The sequence below is a fragment of the Nocardia aegles genome (genome assembly GCF_052545135.1).
In genome coordinates this window covers 355126-373990 of record NZ_JBQWRI010000006.1, presented here as the reverse complement: position 1 = coordinate 373990, position 18865 = coordinate 355126, and the positions used below count along the sequence as shown (strand labels likewise).

General features: G+C 66.6%; 18 protein-coding genes and 1 pseudogene. 10 read left to right on the top strand and 9 right to left on the bottom strand.

Features of this window, described 5'->3' with window-relative positions; all coding sequences use genetic code 11:
- The first annotated feature begins 3 nt into the window (after positions 1–3).
- From rplP to ACT89H_RS19450, 6 genes and pseudogenes are all read left to right on the top strand, one after another.
- Complete coding sequence (gene rplP / locus ACT89H_RS19475; RefSeq protein ID WP_063021258.1) at positions 4–420, top strand: 50S ribosomal protein L16; 417 nt, start codon at positions 4–6, stop codon at positions 418–420.
- Positions 420–659: a 50S ribosomal protein L29 gene (gene rpmC, locus ACT89H_RS19470; protein WP_039795449.1), complete on the top strand. Its 240-nt coding sequence runs from the start codon at positions 420–422 to the stop codon at positions 657–659. Before rplP ends, rpmC begins: the two co-directional genes overlap by 1 nt.
- A 20-nt stretch (positions 660–679) precedes the next feature.
- Positions 680–928 (top strand): annotated as a pseudogene (rpsQ, locus tag ACT89H_RS19465) (30S ribosomal protein S17); the annotation flags it as partial.
- Between the two features lie 262 nt (positions 929–1190).
- Positions 1191–1796, top strand: coding sequence for a YdcF family protein (locus ACT89H_RS19460; protein ID WP_445110036.1), 606 nt, complete (start codon positions 1191–1193; stop codon positions 1794–1796).
- Positions 1702–1920 (top strand): hypothetical protein, encoded by a 219-nt coding sequence (locus ACT89H_RS19455; protein WP_445110072.1) that lies wholly within the window; start codon positions 1702–1704, stop codon positions 1918–1920. The genes ACT89H_RS19460 and ACT89H_RS19455 overlap by 95 nt, the downstream gene beginning before the upstream one ends.
- Before the next feature lie 279 nt (positions 1921–2199).
- Positions 2200–3012 carry a phosphatase gene (locus ACT89H_RS19450; protein ID WP_445110068.1) on the top strand — a complete coding sequence of 271 codons (813 nt, stop codon included), beginning with the start codon at positions 2200–2202 and terminating at the stop codon, positions 3010–3012.
- Here ACT89H_RS19450 and ACT89H_RS19445 read toward each other — a convergent pair.
- Positions 3002–3910: an NAD-dependent epimerase/dehydratase family protein gene (locus ACT89H_RS19445; RefSeq protein WP_445110035.1), complete on the bottom strand. Its 909-nt coding sequence runs from the start codon at positions 3908–3910 to the stop codon at positions 3002–3004. The genes ACT89H_RS19450 and ACT89H_RS19445 overlap by 11 nt on opposite strands.
- Before the next feature lie 472 nt (positions 3911–4382).
- Here ACT89H_RS19445 and ACT89H_RS19440 point away from each other — a divergent pair, with 472 nt between their 5' ends.
- Both ACT89H_RS19440 and ACT89H_RS19435 read left to right on the top strand, forming a co-directional pair.
- Positions 4383–4862 carry an EXLDI protein gene (locus ACT89H_RS19440; RefSeq protein WP_445110034.1) on the top strand — a complete coding sequence of 160 codons (480 nt, stop codon included), beginning with the start codon at positions 4383–4385 and terminating at the stop codon, positions 4860–4862.
- 42 nt (positions 4863–4904) lie between these two features.
- Positions 4905–7052, top strand: coding sequence for an MMPL family transporter (locus tag ACT89H_RS19435; RefSeq protein ID WP_445110033.1), 2148 nt, complete (start codon positions 4905–4907; stop codon positions 7050–7052).
- A 398-nt stretch (positions 7053–7450) separates the two neighbouring features.
- Here the strand turns inward: ACT89H_RS19435 and ACT89H_RS19430 are convergent, their stop codons facing one another.
- The 7 genes from ACT89H_RS19430 to ACT89H_RS19400 form a co-directional block, all read right to left on the bottom strand.
- Positions 7451–10015 carry a sigma-70 RNA polymerase sigma factor region 4 domain-containing protein gene (locus ACT89H_RS19430; RefSeq protein WP_445110032.1) on the bottom strand — a complete coding sequence of 855 codons (2565 nt, stop codon included), beginning with the start codon at positions 10013–10015 and terminating at the stop codon, positions 7451–7453.
- A gap of 866 nt (positions 10016–10881) precedes the next feature.
- Positions 10882–11619: a CPBP family intramembrane glutamic endopeptidase gene (locus ACT89H_RS19425; protein ID WP_445110031.1), complete on the bottom strand. Its 738-nt coding sequence runs from the start codon at positions 11617–11619 to the stop codon at positions 10882–10884.
- Between the two features lie 178 nt (positions 11620–11797).
- A complete protein-coding gene (locus tag ACT89H_RS19420) occupies positions 11798–12727 on the bottom strand; it encodes an RluA family pseudouridine synthase (protein ID WP_445110030.1) in 930 nt (309 codons plus the stop codon).
- Positions 12728–12776: 49 nt separating this feature from the next.
- The gene (locus ACT89H_RS19415) at positions 12777–13358 is read right to left on the bottom strand and encodes a putative glycolipid-binding domain-containing protein (RefSeq protein ID WP_445110029.1); all 582 of its coding nucleotides are present in this window, start codon (positions 13356–13358) and stop codon (positions 12777–12779) included.
- A 5-nt stretch (positions 13359–13363) separates the two neighbouring features.
- Complete coding sequence (locus ACT89H_RS19410) at positions 13364–13816, bottom strand: TIGR03667 family PPOX class F420-dependent oxidoreductase (protein ID WP_445110028.1); 453 nt, start codon at positions 13814–13816, stop codon at positions 13364–13366.
- 592 nt (positions 13817–14408) lie between these two features.
- A complete protein-coding gene (locus ACT89H_RS19405; RefSeq protein ID WP_445110027.1) occupies positions 14409–15116 on the bottom strand; it encodes a siderophore-interacting protein in 708 nt (235 codons plus the stop codon).
- Between the two features lie 186 nt (positions 15117–15302).
- Positions 15303–15770: an MTB12 C-terminal domain-containing protein gene (locus ACT89H_RS19400; RefSeq protein ID WP_445110026.1), complete on the bottom strand. Its 468-nt coding sequence runs from the start codon at positions 15768–15770 to the stop codon at positions 15303–15305.
- 152 nt (positions 15771–15922) lie between these two features.
- Between ACT89H_RS19400 and ACT89H_RS19395 the strand changes: the two genes are divergently transcribed.
- Complete coding sequence (locus tag ACT89H_RS19395) at positions 15923–17209, top strand: SidA/IucD/PvdA family monooxygenase (RefSeq protein ID WP_445110025.1); 1287 nt, start codon at positions 15923–15925, stop codon at positions 17207–17209.
- A 47-nt stretch (positions 17210–17256) separates the two neighbouring features.
- Here the strand turns inward: ACT89H_RS19395 and ACT89H_RS19390 are convergent, their stop codons facing one another.
- On the bottom strand, positions 17257–17925 hold the full coding sequence (locus tag ACT89H_RS19390) for a GNAT family N-acetyltransferase (protein WP_445110024.1): 669 nt from the start codon (positions 17923–17925) through the stop codon (positions 17257–17259).
- A gap of 159 nt (positions 17926–18084) precedes the next feature.
- Between ACT89H_RS19390 and ACT89H_RS19385 the strand changes: the two genes are divergently transcribed.
- A complete protein-coding gene (locus ACT89H_RS19385) occupies positions 18085–18840 on the top strand; it encodes a thioesterase II family protein (RefSeq protein ID WP_445110023.1) in 756 nt (251 codons plus the stop codon).
- Positions 18841–18865 lie beyond the last annotated feature (25 nt).

The window sequence follows — 18865 nt, the reverse complement described above, 5'->3', positions numbered from 1 at the left end:
CGCATGCTGATGCCTCGCAAGGTGAAGCACCGCAAGCAGCATCACCCGGGCCGTTCGGGTACGGCCAAGGGTGGCACCTCGGTGGCGTTCGGCGATTTCGGCATCCAGGCGCTGGAGCCGGCCTACGTCACCAACCGGCAGATCGAGTCGGCGCGTATCGCGATGACTCGCCACATCCGCCGTGGCGGCAAGATCTGGATCAACATCTACCCGGATCGCCCGCTGACCAAGAAGCCCGCCGAGACCCGCATGGGTTCGGGTAAGGGTTCGCCGGAGTGGTGGGTCGCGAACGTCAAGCCCGGTCGCGTGATGTTCGAGATGAGCTACCCGAACGAGGAGACCGCTCGCGAGGCCCTGCGTCGCGCGATGCACAAGCTCCCGATGAAGTGCCGGATCGTGACCAGGGAGGAGCAGTTCTGATGGCTACCGGAACACCGGCCGCAGAGCTCCGCGAGCTCACCGAAGAGGAGTTGGTGGCCAAGCTGCGCGACTCCAAGGAAGAGCTGTTCAACCTGCGCTTCCAGATGGCGACGGGTCAGCTGGACAACAACCGTCGCCTGCGCGTCGTCCGTCACGAGATCGCGCGCATCTACACGGTCATGCGTGAGCGTGAGCTCGGTCTGGCCACCGGACCCGCTGACAAGGGAGATGCGGCATGAGCGACAAAGTGGAAGGGCAGCGCGGCACCCGCAAGGTGCGTGTCGGCTACGTTGTCTCGGACAAGATGAACAAGACGATCGTCGTCGAGCTGGAAGACCGCAACCGGCACCCGCTCTACGGCAAGATCATTCGCACCACCTCGAAGGTGAAGGCGCACGACGAGAACGAGATCGCCGGCATCGGCGACCGCGTTCAGCTGATGGAGACCCGTCCGCTGTCGGCCACCAAGCGCTGGCGTCTGGTCGAGGTCCTGGAGAAGGCCAAGTAAGCCTGCTCCACGGCTGACAAAGTCGAATAACGAAGGCCCGCTTCCCGATCGGGAAGCGGGCCTTCGTCGGTTTGATGGAGAAAATGGACTCTGTACCTCGGGACGAGCACGGGTTGGCCCGGTCGGCGAACCGGTGATGATTCTGACGCGCCGAACCTACACCGTGGATGATGTCCTCATCGAGTTCGCGCGAGGCGTCCATGCGGCGTCCCGATTCTCGTGGACCTATGAGTTCAAGCTGCCCGAGTGAAGGACTCTTCTCATGTCGACTATTGCGTTACCCGATGAATTTCGTTCCGATGTCGAGATTCTTTGGGACTACAACCAGATGCATCATGAGGTCCGCCCCGTCGATGTCGGGATCGGACTGGGGAGCCATGACCTCGGAGTGGCTACGTACGCAGCCGAGCTTTACCACCGAGGCGTATTCCCGCTGATCGTGTTCACCGGAGCAAACTCTCCGACAACCGCCGAGGTGTTCCCCCACGGAGAAGCTGCGCATTACCGCGGACATGCTCTTGCACTGGGTGTTCCGGATAGCGCGATCTTGATGGAGTCCAGGGCGACCAACACGGGAGACAACATCGACTTCACCCGAGCTCTGCTCGAAGCCCGCGGCTTCTTGAACTCGATCAAGTCGGTGATGCTGATTTCGCGCCCGTATCAACAACGTCGCGGCTACGCCACCTGTAGGGTGCGGTGGGCCGGAGGTAGACGTCATCTGTGGATCGCTTCCGCTCACATTGAGCGACTACCTCGATTGCATCGGGGATATGAATCGCGTGGTCAACATGCTGGTGGGCGACACTCAACGGGTATGGGTCTACGCAGACCAGGGATGGGCTATCGAGCAGGACGTTCCCAGTGAAGTCCAGAAGGCGTACTCGCGGCTCGTAGCCGCCGGCTTCACGAGACGGTTGGTCTTGGGGTCGCCGCTACTCGACGATGAAGAGAGCATTGATCTCGGCGGAAAATCGGCAAGGACGATATGAACCGACCCGCTCTTGAACATGGTGAAGTGGCTCCGGGTAGTGGGAACCTATATGCGGTGTTGCGGTGCCTGCCACCAGGATCGGGTTGAAGTCGAGTCGTGGGGCAGTGTTGGGCATCGCAACGTGGATGGGTTGAGGATGCCTGGGAAACTCGGTTGGAGCACATACGGATAGGTGCTGTCGTGGTTGTATCGAAGGTGTGAGTGGCCACGGCGTAGGCGGCGTCTGGTCCTGATCGCGATGCCCGACAGCCGATACGGAGGATGAGCGGTGGGGAAGATGACTGGACCTGGCGAGCCCGATGACCGGGTGTTGCTGCGGGAGCATCTGCTGAAGACGCGGATCGCGGGGGATGTCGCGACGCCTCGGGAGGGGAATCTCGCGAACTATCGCAAGATGGTGGCGAAAGATCCCGGGTACCAGTTCGGGCTGACGCTGAAGGATTGGACGTTCGCCGAGACTCTGGCGATGATGGCGCGTCTGTGCGGAGTCAGCCCCGATCCCCGTCATCTGCGGGGTCCCGACACCATCGACGTCGACCTGACCCTCGACGCACTCGACGCGATGGGGGCGCGCATCGCGCTCGCGGCCCGCCGTCGGGAGACCGTCGTCCTGGCCACCGGGCATCCGGACACGCTCATGGGCGTCTATCGAGCCGTTGAGGACTTGCTGCGCGCGGCGGGATGTGTGGTGCTCGCCCCTGCCGCCGGATGGTCCTACCGGGTCAGCACGCCCTGGGGTCCGCAGCATCGTGAAATCGTCTACACCTCAGGAGTTGCCGCGCTCGGCACCGACGGAACGCTGAGACACACCCATGACCCGCATCCGATGCGCGCGATCCTGCGGCAGCTGCGTGACGCCGGAAACGGCCGCTGGCCCGACCTGGTCATCGCCGATCACGGCTGGGCGGGAGCAGCGGGAGAAGCGGGTATCGAGACCGTCGGATTCGCCGACAGCAACGATCCGGCACTGTTCGCGGGGCAGGCCGAGGGGAAAATCGCCGTCACGGTGCCCCTCGATGACGGAGTCCACCCCGACTACTACCTGCCGCTGATCGCGTACCTGCTGGATCGGGCCGGGCTTACTGGGTGAGGTCGACCCGGTGCCGGGTGTCGCGCACAATCGTCTCCAGATCGGAGTGCGCGGGGCGCCAAGGTAATTCGGTCATCGCCTTGGTGGGATCGCTGATCAGGCCGGCCGGTTCGGGCGCCGGTGGTCGATGGCGCAGCTGAATTCGACGGCCGGTCCGCCGCTCGACCGCAGCGACGACATCGAGAATGCTACTGCCACGACCACTGCCGATGAGGTAATGCCTGGATTCGCCTTTCGGCGGCATATTCGCGAGGCAGGCGACGAAAGCCGCTGCGGCATCGATGATGTGCAGGTAGTCGCGAACCGCGGTGCCGTTTCCATTGACTTCCAGAGCCGAGCCGCTCGTCGCGGCGGCGAACGCACGCGGAATCAACCGCGTCGGGTCGGGGTCCGCGCCGCCGGCCACGTTCATCAAGCGCAGCACGACAGCGGACAAGCGACCGGTGCTCGCCTGCGAGCGGATCGCCCACTCGGCCGCCAGTTTGCTCGCGGCGTACGGGTGCGGGGGTGCGTCGGGCAGGCCTTCGGTCATCGGTTGCCGCTCGGGAGTTCCATAGATCGAGCCGGTCGAGGCGAAGACGATCCGCGAGACTCCAGTGGCCGCCATGGCATCCAGCAACGCGACGGTTCCTCCGGCGTTGACGCGGAAATATCGCAGCGGGTCGGCCGTCGATTCCCGCGCCCGGGTAAGCCCGCCGAGATGGAACACCGCGTCCACGCCGTCCAGCGCCTCCCGAAGCGGGGCCTCGTCCAGCAGATCGGCGACCCGCGTCGGAGCCGGCAAGGTGGAACCGCTCTTGCGAACCATCGCGATCGGCTCGTGCCCGGCACTGCCCAGCAGTTCGACGACCGCCCGGCCGAGGTAGCCGTCGGCTCCGGTGACGAGAACGCGCACCATACGATCTTGTCATCGAGTACGAGGCGGCGTTACCGGGCAGGGAAAGTGACCTGACGGAGGCGACGAGGTTCTGTGCGTATTCGGCCGCGGTGTGCTGTGCGACGACGAGCGAACCATTTGATTGCAGGAAGTGGAACTCGATGCGTGGCAGTGGGTTCCGGTCGCCGACATCGATGACCATGTGATACCGCGTCTGGCTCGGCGCGTGTGGCCGGCGCGCCTGGCGTACATCGATGGCTGTCCTCGGTGCCTGGAACACGGACGTTCGCTCGCTCAGCCGAGCGGATCGGGCGCGCGGCGGGACAGGCGGTCGGCCAGGTCTTGCGTTATACGTATACATCTACTTATAGTGAGAAGACGGCTCGGGCTTTGCGGGAACATCGAATCCGCATCGGTACAGGCGGATTCGGAGCGGGCCGGTTTGCCGTATCCGCATGCCTACATGCGCACTTATCTATGAAATGGGGAAATCATGACTACCGATCCGAACACTCTGAGCGGCGCGGACGCTGTGGAGGAGCAGGCCCGCGCCATCGCCATCGTCAAGGAATCCGACGAGCGGGGCGACGCGGACGACCTGCGCCCGATCGTGTTGCGTGTGGGTCCGGGCGGCGGGCGTCGGCAGCGGTTTTTCGGCAGGCTGCTGGGCGAATCCCGCGAATACACCAAGATCGGGATGACTGTGGTGCGGGTCTACGTGAGCCGCAAAGGCAAGTTCGTGGTACATCGGCGGGAATCCGACTGGCGCGAAATGTCCGTCGCGATCGACTGGACCGAATGGAAGAATTGGCGCGGGCTGCTGCGGCCCGGCAGCGGCGAGCGTGAGTGGGGTGATTACGCGGTGGAGATCGTGGACTCGCCCGCTGAGCTGCGCGGCCGGATTCCGGAGCACATCTACCGGACGGTCGTGGACGTGGCCGAGCACCCGAGCTCGCAAGACCTGCAGATCTGATCTACCGCCGCTTTTCCACATCCGGAAAGGATTTATGCGCAGATGTTCGCACGACTGGGAGCCGTGGTCGTCCACAATCCGTGGAAGGTGATCGGCATGTGGGTGCTGCTCGCCATCGCGGTGGTGGCGGCGGCGCCGGAACTGAAATCGACGACCGACCAATCAGCTTTTCTGCCGTCGCATTACGAGTCCATTCAGGCGGTGAAGTTGCAGCAGAAGGCTTTCCCGGACAGCTCCGCTCCCGCGGCGATCATCGTGTTCGCCCGCAAGGATGGCACGGCGCTGACCGACGCGGACGCCGCTTCGGTCGTCTCGATCGGCACCGCCCTGCGCAACGCGCAGATCAAGGACGTCATCGGGATGCAACCGACGCCGCCGTCGGCCAACCGCCTGGTCCAGATCATCGCGGTGCAGATGACGAAGGTGACGAATCAGAACGACACCACGCAGGGCGACGCGGTCGAGGCGCTGCGCAAGCAGCTGAAGGAGCGCGTCTCGGGCACCGAACTGAAGGCGGGCATCACCGGCCAGGCGGCGCAGGTGCTGGATCAGCGGGAATCGGGCGACAAGGGTTTGGCGATCGTCGGCATCGCCACCGTCGTACTGATCCTGATGCTGTTGCTGATCATCTTCCGCAGCCCGGTGATCGCGTTGTTGCCGATCGTGGTGATCGGCGCGATCTCCAGCATGGTCAGTGGGTTGATCGCCGTGGTGGCCAAGGCCTTCGACTTGCGGATCGACGCGTCGATCAACGCCATTCTGGTGGTGGTGCTGTTCGGCGTCGGCACCGATTACATCCTGTTCCTGATGTTCCGCTACCGCGAGCGGTTACGTGCCGGCGAGGATTCGAAAACCGCCATGGTCAGCGCCGTCACCCGAGTGGGTGAGGCGATCACCTCCGCGGCGGGCGCGGTGATCATCGCGTTCATGGCGCTGGTGCTGTCCACGCTCGGCATGTTCCGCGCCATGGGCCCGGCGCTGGCGATCGCGGTGGCGGTCGCGCTGGCGGCGGGGCTGACGCTGGTTCCCGCCGTGGTCTCGCTGCTGGGTACCGCAGTGTTCTGGCCGTCCAAGGCGTGGCGTATCGAACCGAAGGGCGCGCGGTTCACCGCGATCGGGAATGCGCTCGGCCGTCGTCCCGGTGCGTTCGCCGCGGCCTCCGGTGGCGTGCTGGTCGTGCTCGGGATTTTCGCCTTGGGTTTCCACCCGACATTCGATCTCAGCTCCGGATCGACCTCGGCGGCATCGGAATCCGTCGTGTACAGCAAGGAACTGGTCAAGGGCCTGCCCGCGGGGACCACCCAGCCTTCGGACGTCCTGTTGCGATCCGACGCTGCGTTGACCGTCGATCAGCTCACCTCCTACCGAAACGCGCTGGCCGGAGTACCCGGTGTGGGGCAGGTGGCCGAGCCGAAGGTGTCCCCGGACAAGACGATCGCCGATTTCGCGGTGACGCTCGATGCCGCGCCGGAATCGGATGCCGCCCTGGCCACCGTGTCCGGACCGCTGCGCGATGTCGCGCATGCGGCGGCGCCCGCCGGTGCTACGGCCGCGGTCGGCGGTATGACCTCGGTCTTCGTCGACTTCCAGGAGGCGATGGCACATGACTACGCGATCGTGTTTCCCGTGGCGGCGATTCTGATCATGATCGTGCTGGGATTGCTGCTGCGCAGTCTGGTCGCGCCGTGGTACCTGATGGCCTCGGTGTTCCTCGGATTCGCCGCCACGCTCGGCGCCGCGGTGCTGGTGTTCCAGCACATCCGGGGCGAGACCGGCCTGATCTTCACCCTTCCGGTGGTCATGTACCTGTTCGTGGTCGCGCTGGGCACCGACTACAACATCCTCATGGTCGCCAGGCTGCGGGAAGAGGCGCGCGAGGGCAACGAGCCGAAACAGGCCGCGGCGCTGGCCGTGCGGCACACCGGCCCCACCATCGCGGCGGCCGGGGTGATCCTGGCGGGCACATTCGCGTCGATGATGCTGGCGGGCAACAACGTCCTGGCTCAGATGGGCTTCGCCATCTCGGTGGGCATCGCGATCGCGGCGTTCGTCATGGCGATGTTCTTCACACCCGCCCTCACGGCGCTCATCGGCCACAAGGCGTGGTGGCCGGGGCACGGGGACGAGAAGCCCGGTGGTTCGGGATCGGCGTCGCGGGAGGTCGTGGGGACTTCGGTCGGCGAAAGCTGAGCGGGACGCGAGCGTTCATTACCGGCGCTCGCGGCGAAGTGGACCGGAAAGGGCTGTGCACCCAGATTTGTTGGGCGCACAGCTTTTTCGCGCAATAGACCCAGCCGATAGTTGCTGTAGTGCGCGTTAGCGCACGACGCGCCTCGGCCGCCGGACCGCTCGTCGGCGGCAGTTTCGGCCGCATCCTTCGACGCCTACTGCCCGGTGTCGCGGCTTCCCGGACCTACTGCACCGTGCCGAACTTTTACGGCGCGCGGACACTGCTCGCAGAAGCGGACAACAAGCTCGGGGCTGGGAGAGGGGCGGATGGCTGCGACCGTCCTGGATCGGCGCTGCGTTTCGCCGCGCCGATCCAGGAGCTGCGCAGCAAAGAGACCCAGCCGTCGGGGAGCGGGCGGTCAGCCGATGGTCGCGTAAGGGCGGTGGACTTTGATGGCCGAGTCCAGAACGCGGGTGACCGCGGAGCGGGGGACGCCGAGTTCGTTCGCGATGGCCGGGGGCGAGCCGCCCTGATCGGCCAGCGTCAGGATTTCCCTCACCTCCTCGATCGGGAGGGCGGACAACCTGCGGCCGGTGATGGCCCGTGCGATCGCGGAGATCTCGTCGTCGTCGGTGTCTGCTTCCTCCGGCTCGGTGGGGAGTTCGTCGTCCTCGTCGGTATCGAGGATCGGCATGGGTTCGACGCGCGGGTGCGAAGGTTCCGGGGTTTCCTCGAGGGCCAGTTGTTCGCTCTCCGCGTCGGTGGAGTGGTCGTTCTGCTCAGCGGAGAACGACTTTCCACGCTTGGCCGCGCGAGGGGCGGTGGCGTTCGGGTGCACCTGTGCGGCAGTGTCGGCGCTCGCGGGGGACGGCGTGGGCGGGGGTTCGGCGGAGTTCGGACGCCGGACGGCGTCGTCTCCGCGATACACGCGATCGGTCGACCGTTCGCCTCGACCGGCGGGCGTGTGCGTCGAGGTCGCGCTGTCCGTCCGTGGCGCGGGACCCTCGTCGAACTCGAGTCCGTCGAGCGAGATCTGCTGTGCCGCCGGTTCTGCGGGCGCGGAACGCGGTTTACGGGTTTTGGCGGCAGGCGCTTCTGCTCCGCTCGGCGTTTCGTGCTCGGAGACCATCGAGGAAGGTTGTGCCGCTTCGAGTTCGATCGGTGGGGCCGAGCGTCGGTCTGTGTTGGCTTCCGGGACGTCGAGGGGGACAGGCGGAACTGCGTGCGACGCGGGCGACACCACCTCGCGGCCGTTCAACGCAGACGTACCCGCGCTTCGCTGGGGAGCGAGGGTGCCCGTGTGCTTTTCGGAGGTGGGAGCGGTGTGCCTGTCGACCGGAAGGGCGTTGGGGTTGATGCTGGTGGACATATCGGCGGGGCGACTGTCGAAGGTTGGAACGGTGTTGTGGCCGTTGACTCGAGTATCTCCCGTGGCGGGGACCTTCGCCGTATCGCCATCGGCGCCGGTGCGAACGGTGCCACCGTCGACCCGCGGAGGGGTGCCGTCGGCAGGACTCGGCACGGTGTGGCCGTTGGTGGCCGGGCGGCCGTTCGGAGTGTGCGAGAACGCGGCACCGTTCGAGCTGGTGGCGACCGCGTGGCCGTTGGCCGGATGCTCGTCGGCGGAACCCGAAGTAATGAAGTTCTCGCTCACTTCGCCGTTCACAGGGATGGCACCCGCGGGTTGTGCCTGGTCGATGGGGTGGCCGTTGATCGGCGTATCGACCGCATGTCCGTTGGCGGTGCGAGTAGCAGTGGGACCCGAAGTGCTGAAGTTCCCGCGCACTTCGCCGCTGTCGGGGGCTGTCGCCGCGGACGCCATGCGGTCGACGGTGACGGGGTGCCCGTTGATCGACGATCCGACCGCGTAACCATTGGTCGCCGACTTTCCGGGATCGACGCGTGCCGGGACAGGCATGGGCGCGGCGGCCGAGTCGAACTCGTCGGGCCGTGCGCCGGGACGAGTGCCCGTCATTTCGGCTGGGACGGCGGGGTGAGTCGAGGCTTCGCTCCCGGCGTGATGGTGGTCGGCACCGCTCCGATGACCGGCTTGCGCTCCGTAATTCGCGTCGTGGTGCGCCTCGCGGCCATCGGTCACGCCTGCGTAGGTTTCCCAGGGAAATCGGCCGCTGTTCGCCGCCGCGTCGAGCGAGGGGCGACCACTTGCTTCCGCCTGCATGCCCGTGGCGAGTCGCGCATCGAGATGGATCGTTCGCGGGTCGGGATCGATCACCGGAGCGCCGTCGATCAGCACCGCGTACCGCGCGGAAACCCAGGCGTGCAACCAGATCACGACGCCGACCATCACCGGAGCGATCGCGTATTCGGCGGCGCGGCCGAGGTCGCCCGCGGCGAGATGCGGGCCGGTGTTGAGCGCGACGGTGGTGCCGAGCAGCGCTGCCTCGAAGACGATGACCTTGCCGCGCGCCAGTTCGCGGCCCCATCGAGCCGCGGTGGTCGCCGCCACCATGATGGTGATGATCGGGATCGAGATCATCGCCTCGATGCCGTAGCTCAACCAGTACAGCGGATCGGCCATGTCGCCGCTGGGCACCAGATTGTGCTGCACGTTGACACCGGCCCACACCATGCCGAGCACGACGACCGCGATCAAGGCGCGCGACGACCATTCCGCCCGCCGGTAGAGCTGCGCCAGTCGCGCGTCCTGGCTGGACGCCCGCCGGCGCGCCGCCAGCGCGCGCAGATGCCAGCGGGCGTCGGCCTCCTCCGAACGGCGCAACGCCGCGGCCGACTTCCGATCGCGCCGCTCGGTGGCCAGTTCCGCCTCGATCGCCTGCCGCCGCTGTTCGCGGCGCCGCGCGCGAATCCATTCCGCCAGCTCGCGCTCCGCGGCGATCTCGCGTTCGGACAGCACCTCCAGCAGCGCCGGATCGAGCTGCAGGGGCAACTTGCCGCGCGCGGTTTCGACCTGCTGTGCCAGCGCGGCAATCTCGGAACTACCGTTCGAGGGTTCGTCGGGCATCGCGAGCCTTCCCAAGAGCAGGTGTCATGTCGAGTGGTGGAGACATGATTGCTCGAACATATGTGTGATCGAAGTGAGACTAAACCGACCTTTGCTCGTGGTCAATGCGATGCGCCGCCGGGTCGAGTGCGACACGCCGAGCTGCCGAAATTCGCGCCGAAACGCGAATATCCGGATGATCGGCGCTTTTATCGGCGCTCTCCGCGTGTCGAAACTCAGTTCGAATGCGCGTCCGGCAATCGCGCGAAATCTTCCGCTTCCGATTGCCGCCCGCATGCCCGACACCTCGGCCGAACGCCCACGTGCCGAGCCGATCGCAACGCCCTTTTTCGAGCGCAGCGAGAGCGAGCGTGCGCTGTTAGCGGTCGGGTTCGTGTTTACGTGGCCGCCGCGTACCCGGCGGTGTAGCAACACCGATCGATAGGTGGCAGGGGGGTCGACGGTTGGCCGCTTCGGCGCGCGCATCTGATTGCGACATTCGGCGCTGACGTGCCGAGCCGATCGCAACGCCCTTTTTCGAGCGCAGCGGGAGCGAGCGTGCGCTGTTGACGGTCCGGTTCGCGTTGCGCGGCCGCCGGGTACCCGGCGGTGTAACAACCCCGATCGACAGGTGGCAGGGGCGGGGCAGTCAGTTGACCGCCTCAGCGCGCGTACCTGGATAGCGACGGTCGATGCCGACGTGCCCAGCGCACCGCAACCACCGTTTTCGAGCGCAGCGAGACCGAGCATCCGCCGTTCGCGGCCCGGCTCGCGTCCGAGTGACCGCCGCGTCCGCGACGCAGGCGCCAGCGGCGGTCACTCGGACGCGAGCCATCAAGGGGCCGCGAACACGCCGCGACGAAGTCGCGGCAAATCAACACAGCAAATCAATACAGCTGCCAGACGACGGCGGCCGCCAGGGCTCCAGCGCCGTTGACCGACCAGTGCAGGGCGATCGGGGCGAGCAGACTGCCGCTGCGTTGGCGCAGCCAGGTGAACACCACGCCCGCCGCGGCTGTCGCGAGGACGGCGAGCAGGATCCCGACGACCTGTCCGGTCACACCGCCACCGACGAATGCGCTCAGACCGCGATTGCCCGAGGTGAGCCCGAGGGACGACGCGATATGCCAGAGGCCGAACAGCAGGGAGCCCGCGGCGAAGACGCCGCGCGCACCGTACGCGCGAAGCAGGGTGCCGTGCAGCACGCCGCGGAAGGCCAGTTCCTCGGGGATCACGGTCTGCAACGGGATCACGATCATCGACGCGATCAACGCGCCGGAGATGGTCGCATAGCGATCGGCCAGGAAGAACGGCCGCGTCAGCGGCAGCGCCGCCCCGATCCCGATGACGGTGAGGACCAGGGCGACCGCGCCGAGCGCGTAGAGCGACCCGCGCCGCCAGTGCCGGGGCGAAAGGCCCAGTTCCGACCAGCCGAGACCGCGCCTGCGCACCAGTGCCAGCAGCACGATCGCCGCGACCGGAACCGTCACGATGCTCGCCCAGGCGGTGGTGAAATGCGCGATCAGATTGGTGCCCGCGAGGACGATAACGACGACGGCGACGTCGACGTAGGCGTGCACTTTGCGGCGTGGATGGGGCGGGGTTGCTAGGTCCGGCTCAGACATCCCGGTCGAGTCTACGGAACCGGAACACGTTCACCACGGACCCCGGCTTTATTGCTGGATCGATCACTTTTCGCCGCCGTTGCGCTCCGCCGGAGTTCGCCCGTCGCGGAACAGTGCGCTGGGTGATCGCGTCGAGACGGCCCTGCCGGAGACAACGGGTGGGCGCTGTTCCGTGCAGTCAGCCGGCCCACCCGTGCGGGTCGGTCCAGGCCTGCAGGGTGCGGGTGGTCTCGAAACGACGCGGCCGGCGGGTGACCGGATCGGTGAACTCGAGCGCGGCGGCCAGTAATTGCAGCGGCCTGGTGAAGTCGTCGACCGGCTTGTCGGTGAACGCGGGGTAGAAATCGTCGCCGAGGATGGGGATGCCGAGGCTGTTCATGTGCAGGCGCAACTGGTGGGTCCGGCCGGTGTGCGGGCGCAGCCGGTAGCGGCCGAGGCCGTCGCGGTGCTCCAGCAGTTCGATCTCGGTTTCCGCGTTGGGTTCGCCGGGGACCTCCTGGGCCGCGAACACCTGCTTCTCCTTGATGATGCGGCTGCGCACCACGCGGGGCAGCTCGAGGTCCGGATCGAACCGGGCGATGGCCTCGTACTCTTTGCGCACGGTGCGCTTGTGGAACATGGTCTGGTAGGCGCCGCGGCGAGCGGGATTGATCACGAAGAGCACTAGACCCGCCGTGACGCGGTCGAGCCGATGCGCCGGGACCAGGTCGGGGAGATCCAGCTCCCGGCGCAGCCGCACCAGCGCGGTCTCCAGGATGTGCCGACCGCGCGGGATCGTGGCGAGGAAGTGCGGTTTGTCCACCACCAGCAGGTCGTCGTCACGATGCACGACGGGGATGTCGAACGGGACGATCGTCTCCTCGGGTAGATCGCGATGGAACCAGACCGCGCCGCCGGGCACATACGGCGCGTCGGGAGCGATCGGCCCACTCAGGTCCACGATGCCGCCGGCGCGCAGCAGTTCGTCGATTCGCGTCGCGGGTACCCGGGGCAGACGCTCTACGAGATGGTCCCGGATGGTCGCCCAGTCGCCCTGCTCCGGTAGTCGCAGCCGGGCCGGGTCCAAGCCGTGCCGTTTCGGCAACGGCGGTTGTTGCCGCCTTCTCATCGGTATCGACCATAGTGGGTGCGGTCGGACATAGTCCGAGGCCGGCGGCTCAGTGGATCCGGGCCGCGATGCCCGGGTACTCGCGCACCAAGCCCGATTTGTCGTAGACGAGGGTGCAGTGGAAGTCGAATTCCGGGGCGGCGTACTCGAACCGCGGTCCGTGCTCGCCGTCCGCCACGCGGAGGTAGCGCTGTTCCAGCCGGCCGACCGCGGCGCCGGAGGCGTAGACGTACGCGGCGGGCGCGTCCACGCCATCGCCGACCTCGGGCGCCGCCCGGTGCACCGGCAGGGCGTTGGTCAGCGCGGAGGACTCCAGGTCCACGTCCAGACAGCCGTCGAGCAATGGCGCGGGCATGCCGTCCAGCAGCCAGGACCCCGCGCCGTCGCACTCCAGCATCAGTGTGTTCCAGCCACCGGGTTTGCGCATCGCCACCTGCGCCCGGCGCGTGCGCCATTCGGTGTCCAGCGCGATCCGGTAGTCCACCACCCACGCCGTACCGCCTTCGACGGCCGTGGTGCAGCCGTCGATCAGCACACCCTGCTCGGTGACGCGGAAATACGCCACCTCGAAGCCGTCGCGGGCGGACTGGTGCCGCCACGCGGCGGTGGGCGGCGGCGGCGCGAACGTCATCGGGGTCAGAATCCCCGCAGCCGATCCGGCGTGACGCGCAGCACGACGGAGTATTCGGCGTAGAACTGCTCGGCGGTCAGGTCGATCGAGCGCAGGCCGTCGGCGTACTTCTTCGTGAACGCGTCGATCTCGTCCGCGCCGGGCCGCTGATCGTCCACCCGGGCCGTGCCGGTGAGCACGACGACGTCGCCGCCGGTCTCGGTGCTGTTGAGATTCAGCGAGACCCGGGGGTTGCGCTGGATGTTGCGGATCTTCGGCTGGTCGGGCTTGCTGAAGACGAGGAATTCGCCGTCGCGCCACTGGAACCAGACCGGGTTGGGCTGTGGTGTGCCGGTGGGGCCGACAGTGGTCAGCCAGAGGACCGACTCGCGGTCGAGGCGTTCGGCGACTTTCGCGCCGAATTCGGTCTCGGTGTCGACGACGCGAGGGGCGGGTCGATCGGATGCCGTTGCGGTCATGGCAGCAACAACACCTGGGCTGCCGTGTCGATTCCGATCGATGAACAGAAGCCATGCCGGTATGTGGGAGGTGGTGGCGGGTCGCACCGGCGACCGGAGGCATAAGCGCGGTGCGCCCATCGGCGACGCCATTACGGCGTGGCCCGCTCGTCCAAGACCATCAGCCGTGCCTCTACCAGCGTTCTACGCGCTCGCCGCCGCACCCGGCAGATTTCGACGCCGCAATCCAGGTGCACCTGCATGGCCCGGTGCGCTTGGCCTGCGGTCAGCTCGCCCGGGTCTTGCGCGCAATTCGACAGGACCGAAAATATCTCCGTGCCACACATATTCGATACTCCTGCGCGTCCGGGGGTGTGCTTTCCTCCGAATTTAGCGATGCGCACGAGCTATCGGGCCGGGACGCACGGCCGTTCACGGAGGCTTCCCCGGCGCGTCGGGAGCTCGAAAACCTCGAGTCCGCAGCAGTTTTCGCACGTTGCCGAAATAAGTCACGCAGGACAACGGCCGGTGCCCGGCCGGATGGCGAACCCGCCACACGAAACGGCCCGTAGCACCGGCCGCCAGGTGCCACGGGCTCGATATGCCGGGGTGTCTACTTCCAGTAAGCCCGGTATTTCAGTTGAGTTTTCGGCAGGTTGTGGGTCTGCTTGAACGTTTTGACGATCGAACGTGTGGTGGGTCCGTCGCAGGCCACCCAGGCGTACGCGTCTGCGGGGCAGGAGATTTCCTCGGCCTGTTCCCGCAGTAGGCGACCGTCGTCGACGCGTCGCAGCCAGGTGACTCGATGGTGTGGTTTGTTGCGGACCGGCAGGGTCTGGTCGGATTCGTACTGCCATTCCAGCCAGACTCGGGCCGCGACGTCGCCGATGGCCTCGAGCAGCGAGTTGATCGCCGGGAGCGAGGCGGTGTCGCCGAAGATCAGGTATTCGCTCGGTGTGGTCGCCGGTAGCGCGAAATCCGAACCGAGTACCGACGCCTCGATTTCGTCGCCGACCTTCGCTCGCTGCGCCCACGCGCCGGCGGGGCCGTTGTGCACGGCGAATTCGATGTAGAAGTGGTCGCCGGCCGGGTCCTGGTCGATGATCGTGTAGCCGCGGTGATGCAGTTTGTCGGTGTCCGCGTCGGGGATCCACAACCGGATGAACTGGGTGGGATGCACCGGGTGGTCGGCGAGCAGCCCGCCTGCGGTGAACCCGATGCGTCGGTATTTGTCGGTGACCGCCTCGGTCGAGGTCACGCTCAGTCGATAGTCGTCGGCGCGCCACATCTTGAGGATGACGCCGTTCGCCCCTTTACCCATGGAGATAAGGTTAGCCTAACTATACTGATCTGTCGTCCCGCTCGGTGCCGGATGCTCCGCGTCGTTGGCGAAAGCTCCCGGTCCAACGCGAATTGACACATCGGTCCCGCCGGGAATTGCGCTCACCCGCCGTATGTCGCGAGATGACCTCGATCTCCGCGATCGAGGTCATCCGGGCGAGGGGAATCAGCAGCCTTGGCCGACGAAGTTGCCGATCGTGCAGATGGATTCGCGGCTCAGCTTCCACGTGCCGTCGATCTGCTTCCAGGACAGGTCGAAGTTCCACGGGTCGTAGCCGTCGGTGCTGGTGGTAAGGGTCGCGTAGGCGGTGTCGCCGTTCACGGTCACCGGACCGACGACGTTCCAGCGCCAGCTGGACGGCGCGATGGCGATGAGCGCTGCCGCGCTGTCGAACGCGGGCAGGCCGGCTTCTCCGGTCTCCAATTCGGCGGCGCGCGCGCCGCGGGATGCGCCGGTGTTGAAGACGACGGCCAGCTTGGCGCGCAATTCGCCCGCGCTCGGCGCGCCGGCGCGCAGCGGCGCGGTCAGCGGGGCGGCCTCGGCGATCGCCGTGGCGGTCACGGTGCCGAAGGCGCCGATCAGGGCGGCTGTGGCAAAGGCCAGGGCGCTCAATTTCTTTCGGGTGCTGATCATCCGTTCTTCCCTTGGTCGCGTGCCGGCTTGCTCTCCGTTGCGGAGATCGGCACAGGCGTTCACTGTAAGGTAAGCCTATGCAAACATGAAGCGGGCCGTCGGTCGATGTAGGTGCGAACACGGATGCACGGGAAGTGAAAGTGGGAGAACCGGTGGAAACGCTTGTGGTGATCGGCGCGGGCCCGAAGGCGATGGCCGTCGCAGCGAAAGCGCACGTATTGCGCGAATTGGGGCTTCCCGCACCCCGAGTGATCGCGGTGGAGGCCCAGACGATCGGCGGCAATTGGCTGCCCAGCGGCGGCTGGACGGACGGCAGGCACCGGCTCGGTACCAGTCCGGAGAAGGACATCGGCTTCCCGTATCACTCCACCTGGGCGCGCGGGCACAACCGGGCGATCAACGAGGCCATGACGGCTTACAGCTGGACATCGTTCCTGATCGATCAAGGCACCTATGCCGAGTGGATCGATCGTGGCCGCCCCAATCCCGAACATCATGTGTGGGCGAAGTATCTGCAGTGGGTTGCGGCCCGCGTCGATGTCGAGTTGGTCCTCGGTACGGCGCGATCCGTGGCGGCGGCCGCCAGTGGTTGGCTGGTGACAGCTGTGGACGGCGACGGTGTCTCGATCGACATCCATGCCGACGCGCTCATGATCACCGGTCCGGGCCGCAGCGAGAAAGCTCTGGCACAGCATCCGAAAGTGCTCAGTGTCGCGGAGTTCTGGGACCTCGCAGGCAAGCGCAAGCTGCCCGTGTCCTCCAGGGCGGCTGTCATCGGCGGCGGCGAGACCGCGGGATCGGCGCTGGACGAGCTGGTGCGGCACGGCATGCTGTCCATCTCGGTCATCTCGCCGATGGCGACGATCTACACCCGTGGGGAGAGCTATTTCGAGAATTCGCTGTTCAGTGATCCGATCAAGTGGGGTGGGCTGAGCATCGAGGAGCGCAGGGAGGTGATCCGGCGGACCGACCGTGGCGTGTTCTCGGTGCGCGTGCAAGACAGCCTGATCGCCGACAACCGGGTGCACCATATGCAGGGGCGCGTGGTCCGGGTCGCGGATCGCGGCGACGGTGTCGCGCTGACCTTGCGCAACGAGATGCGTCCCGACCAGGTGCACCGCTTCGACCTCGTGGTGGACGCGACCGGTGGGCAGCCGCTGTGGTTCCTCGACCTGTTCGACGCGAACGCGTCGGATCTTCTGGAACTCGCGGTCGGTGGTCGCCCGACGCAGGCGAGGATCGAATCGTCGATCGGCTACGACCTGGCGGTGTCCGGCCTGGATGCCAAGTTGTACCTGCCCAACCTCGCCGCGCTCGCCCAGGGACCCGGCTTCCCGAATCTCAGCTGCCTGGGCGAGCTTTCGGACCGGGTGCTGCGCACCGAGTCGGCGCGAGCCCGGTCCACGACCAGGTCCGCGCGAGATCGTGCCGTGCGCTGATCCGCCGGCGCCGCGTTCGGCGGCGGCACCGCTCGGGGTGGCCGCCGCTATCGCTGGACGCGTGGAACATCGGCGGGCGTACGCGGACGCGTGCACAGCGCGATGCGACGGCCCGGTCGGACGTCGAAGATTCCCAACTCGTGCCATCCGTTCTTCATCAGGGCGCGGTGAATCGAGGCGTTGCGGTGATCCGGATCCCCCATCAGTCGCCGGCATTCCGGTTCCGCCGCGAAGATCTGGGTCGCGAGCTGACCTATCCAGGCCGACATGACGCCGCGGCCGACCACGTTCAGGTCGGCGGTCGCGATATGGAAGCCCATGTCGTGTGGATCGGCCGGGTAGAACCGGGCGATCTCGTCCTTCGCGGGTCGGTAGAGCTCGATATAGGCGACATCGCGCTGTCCCAGTTCGGGACGGCCGATGGCGGCGAAATCGTAGCCGAGAACATAGGGGCGGGAGTAGTTTCCGGCCAGCTGTGCGCGCCAGTCCGCTCGGCGGCGCTCGGCGGGCCACGGCTGCTCCCAGGTCTCGAGCAGGTGGGGTCTGCTCATCCATTCGGCGAGCATTTCGGGGTCGTCGCCGTCCGGGTCGGCCGGGCGCAGCGTATAGGGCGCGGAGAATTCCGGGACAACCGGCGCGGGCCCGCGCCGGACCTCGTCCGGGATGTCGGTCAACTCTCGGGCGAGGACGTACGGCGGCGTCCCGGTGGGATTCATGGTGTCGGTGCTCCAATCGTTCGGCCGACGGCGGACGCGAGGTTACCCTAGGCTTATGTTGGTAAGGCTATGCTAATGTCTCTCGGTGGCAGCGCCCGGTCCCGCCGTGAACAGCGGAACCGGGCGGCCATCGCAGCGATATCGGAGCAGGAGCCGTAGATGCCGAAGACCATCGGGTGGATTCGCAAATTCCACACACCGAACTCGGATTCGAGCCCGCAGTTGCTGATATTCCCGCACGCGGGCAGCGGCGCCTCCGCCTACCGCAACTTCTCCAAGGCGCTGAGTGAGACGTTCGACGTCATCATCTTCCAATACCCCGGGCGTCAGGACCGGGCGATGGAACCGGCTGCGGCGACGATTCCGGAGCTGGCCGCGGGCGCGTTGCGCGCTTTTCTGGAATCGGAGCACCACCGCGGTGCTCCGATAACCGTGTTCGGGCACAGCATGGGCGCGATAGCCGCATTCGAATTCGTCCGGCAGGCCGAGGCCGCGGGCGTCGAAGTCGGCCTGCTCGGAGCTTCCGGCGCGGTCGCGCCGTTTCGGGTGGTGGACATGCCGCCGCACCCCACCGAAGACGAGGAATTGCTCGACCACCTCGCCGCACTGAACGGCACGGGTGCCGATGTGCTGGCCAGCCGGGAGATCATGCGGATGACGCTGCCCGCGCTGAAGGCCGATTACGCGGCGTTCGACCGCTATTCCTGCGAGCCGCAGGTGCGGGTCCGCGCCCGCCTGCACATCATGGGCGGCTCCGACGACGAGCACGTCACCGCCCAGCACTTGCGGGAATGGGCGACGCACAGCGAGCAGGGCAGCACCGTCACCCTCTTCGACGGCGGGCATTTCTATCTGAACGACAACGTGGACGGCATCACCGAATTGCTGACATCCGAGGTTTTCTCCGCGAGATAGTTCGCAATTCGCAGGTTAGGTTTGA

What these genes read in the sequence shown, in the direction of transcription:
- ACT89H_RS19400 (WP_445110026.1), bottom strand. Translation starts at nt 15,770, where the DNA reads ATGATCAGCACCCGAAAGAAATTGAGCGCCCTGGCCTTTGCCACAGCC.
- ACT89H_RS19425 (WP_445110031.1), bottom strand. Translation starts at nt 11,619, where the DNA reads ATGTCTGAGCCGGACCTAGCAACCCCGCCCCATCCACGCCGCAAAGTG.
- ACT89H_RS19430 (WP_445110032.1), bottom strand. Translation starts at nt 10,015, where the DNA reads ATGCCCGACGAACCCTCGAACGGTAGTTCCGAGATTGCCGCGCTGGCA.
- ACT89H_RS19450 (WP_445110068.1), top strand. Translation starts at nt 2,200, where the DNA reads ATGACTGGACCTGGCGAGCCCGATGACCGGGTGTTGCTGCGGGAGCAT.
- ACT89H_RS19435 (WP_445110033.1), top strand. Translation starts at nt 4,905, where the DNA reads ATGTTCGCACGACTGGGAGCCGTGGTCGTCCACAATCCGTGGAAGGTG.
- ACT89H_RS19460 (WP_445110036.1), top strand. Translation starts at nt 1,191, where the DNA reads ATGTCGACTATTGCGTTACCCGATGAATTTCGTTCCGATGTCGAGATT.
- ACT89H_RS19385 (WP_445110023.1), top strand. Translation starts at nt 18,085, where the DNA reads ATGCCGAAGACCATCGGGTGGATTCGCAAATTCCACACACCGAACTCG.
- ACT89H_RS19390 (WP_445110024.1), bottom strand. Translation starts at nt 17,925, where the DNA reads ATGAATCCCACCGGGACGCCGCCGTACGTCCTCGCCCGAGAGTTGACC.
- ACT89H_RS19415 (WP_445110029.1), bottom strand. Translation starts at nt 13,358, where the DNA reads ATGACGTTCGCGCCGCCGCCGCCCACCGCCGCGTGGCGGCACCAGTCC.
- ACT89H_RS19410 (WP_445110028.1), bottom strand. Translation starts at nt 13,816, where the DNA reads ATGACCGCAACGGCATCCGATCGACCCGCCCCTCGCGTCGTCGACACC.
- ACT89H_RS19440 (WP_445110034.1), top strand. Translation starts at nt 4,383, where the DNA reads ATGACTACCGATCCGAACACTCTGAGCGGCGCGGACGCTGTGGAGGAG.
- rplP (WP_063021258.1), top strand. Translation starts at nt 4, where the DNA reads ATGCTGATGCCTCGCAAGGTGAAGCACCGCAAGCAGCATCACCCGGGC.
- rpmC (WP_039795449.1), top strand. Translation starts at nt 420, where the DNA reads ATGGCTACCGGAACACCGGCCGCAGAGCTCCGCGAGCTCACCGAAGAG.
- ACT89H_RS19405 (WP_445110027.1), bottom strand. Translation starts at nt 15,116, where the DNA reads ATGGGTAAAGGGGCGAACGGCGTCATCCTCAAGATGTGGCGCGCCGAC.
- ACT89H_RS19445 (WP_445110035.1), bottom strand. Translation starts at nt 3,910, where the DNA reads ATGGTGCGCGTTCTCGTCACCGGAGCCGACGGCTACCTCGGCCGGGCG.
- ACT89H_RS19455 (WP_445110072.1), top strand. Translation starts at nt 1,702, where the DNA reads ATGAATCGCGTGGTCAACATGCTGGTGGGCGACACTCAACGGGTATGG.
- ACT89H_RS19420 (WP_445110030.1), bottom strand. Translation starts at nt 12,727, where the DNA reads ATGAGAAGGCGGCAACAACCGCCGTTGCCGAAACGGCACGGCTTGGAC.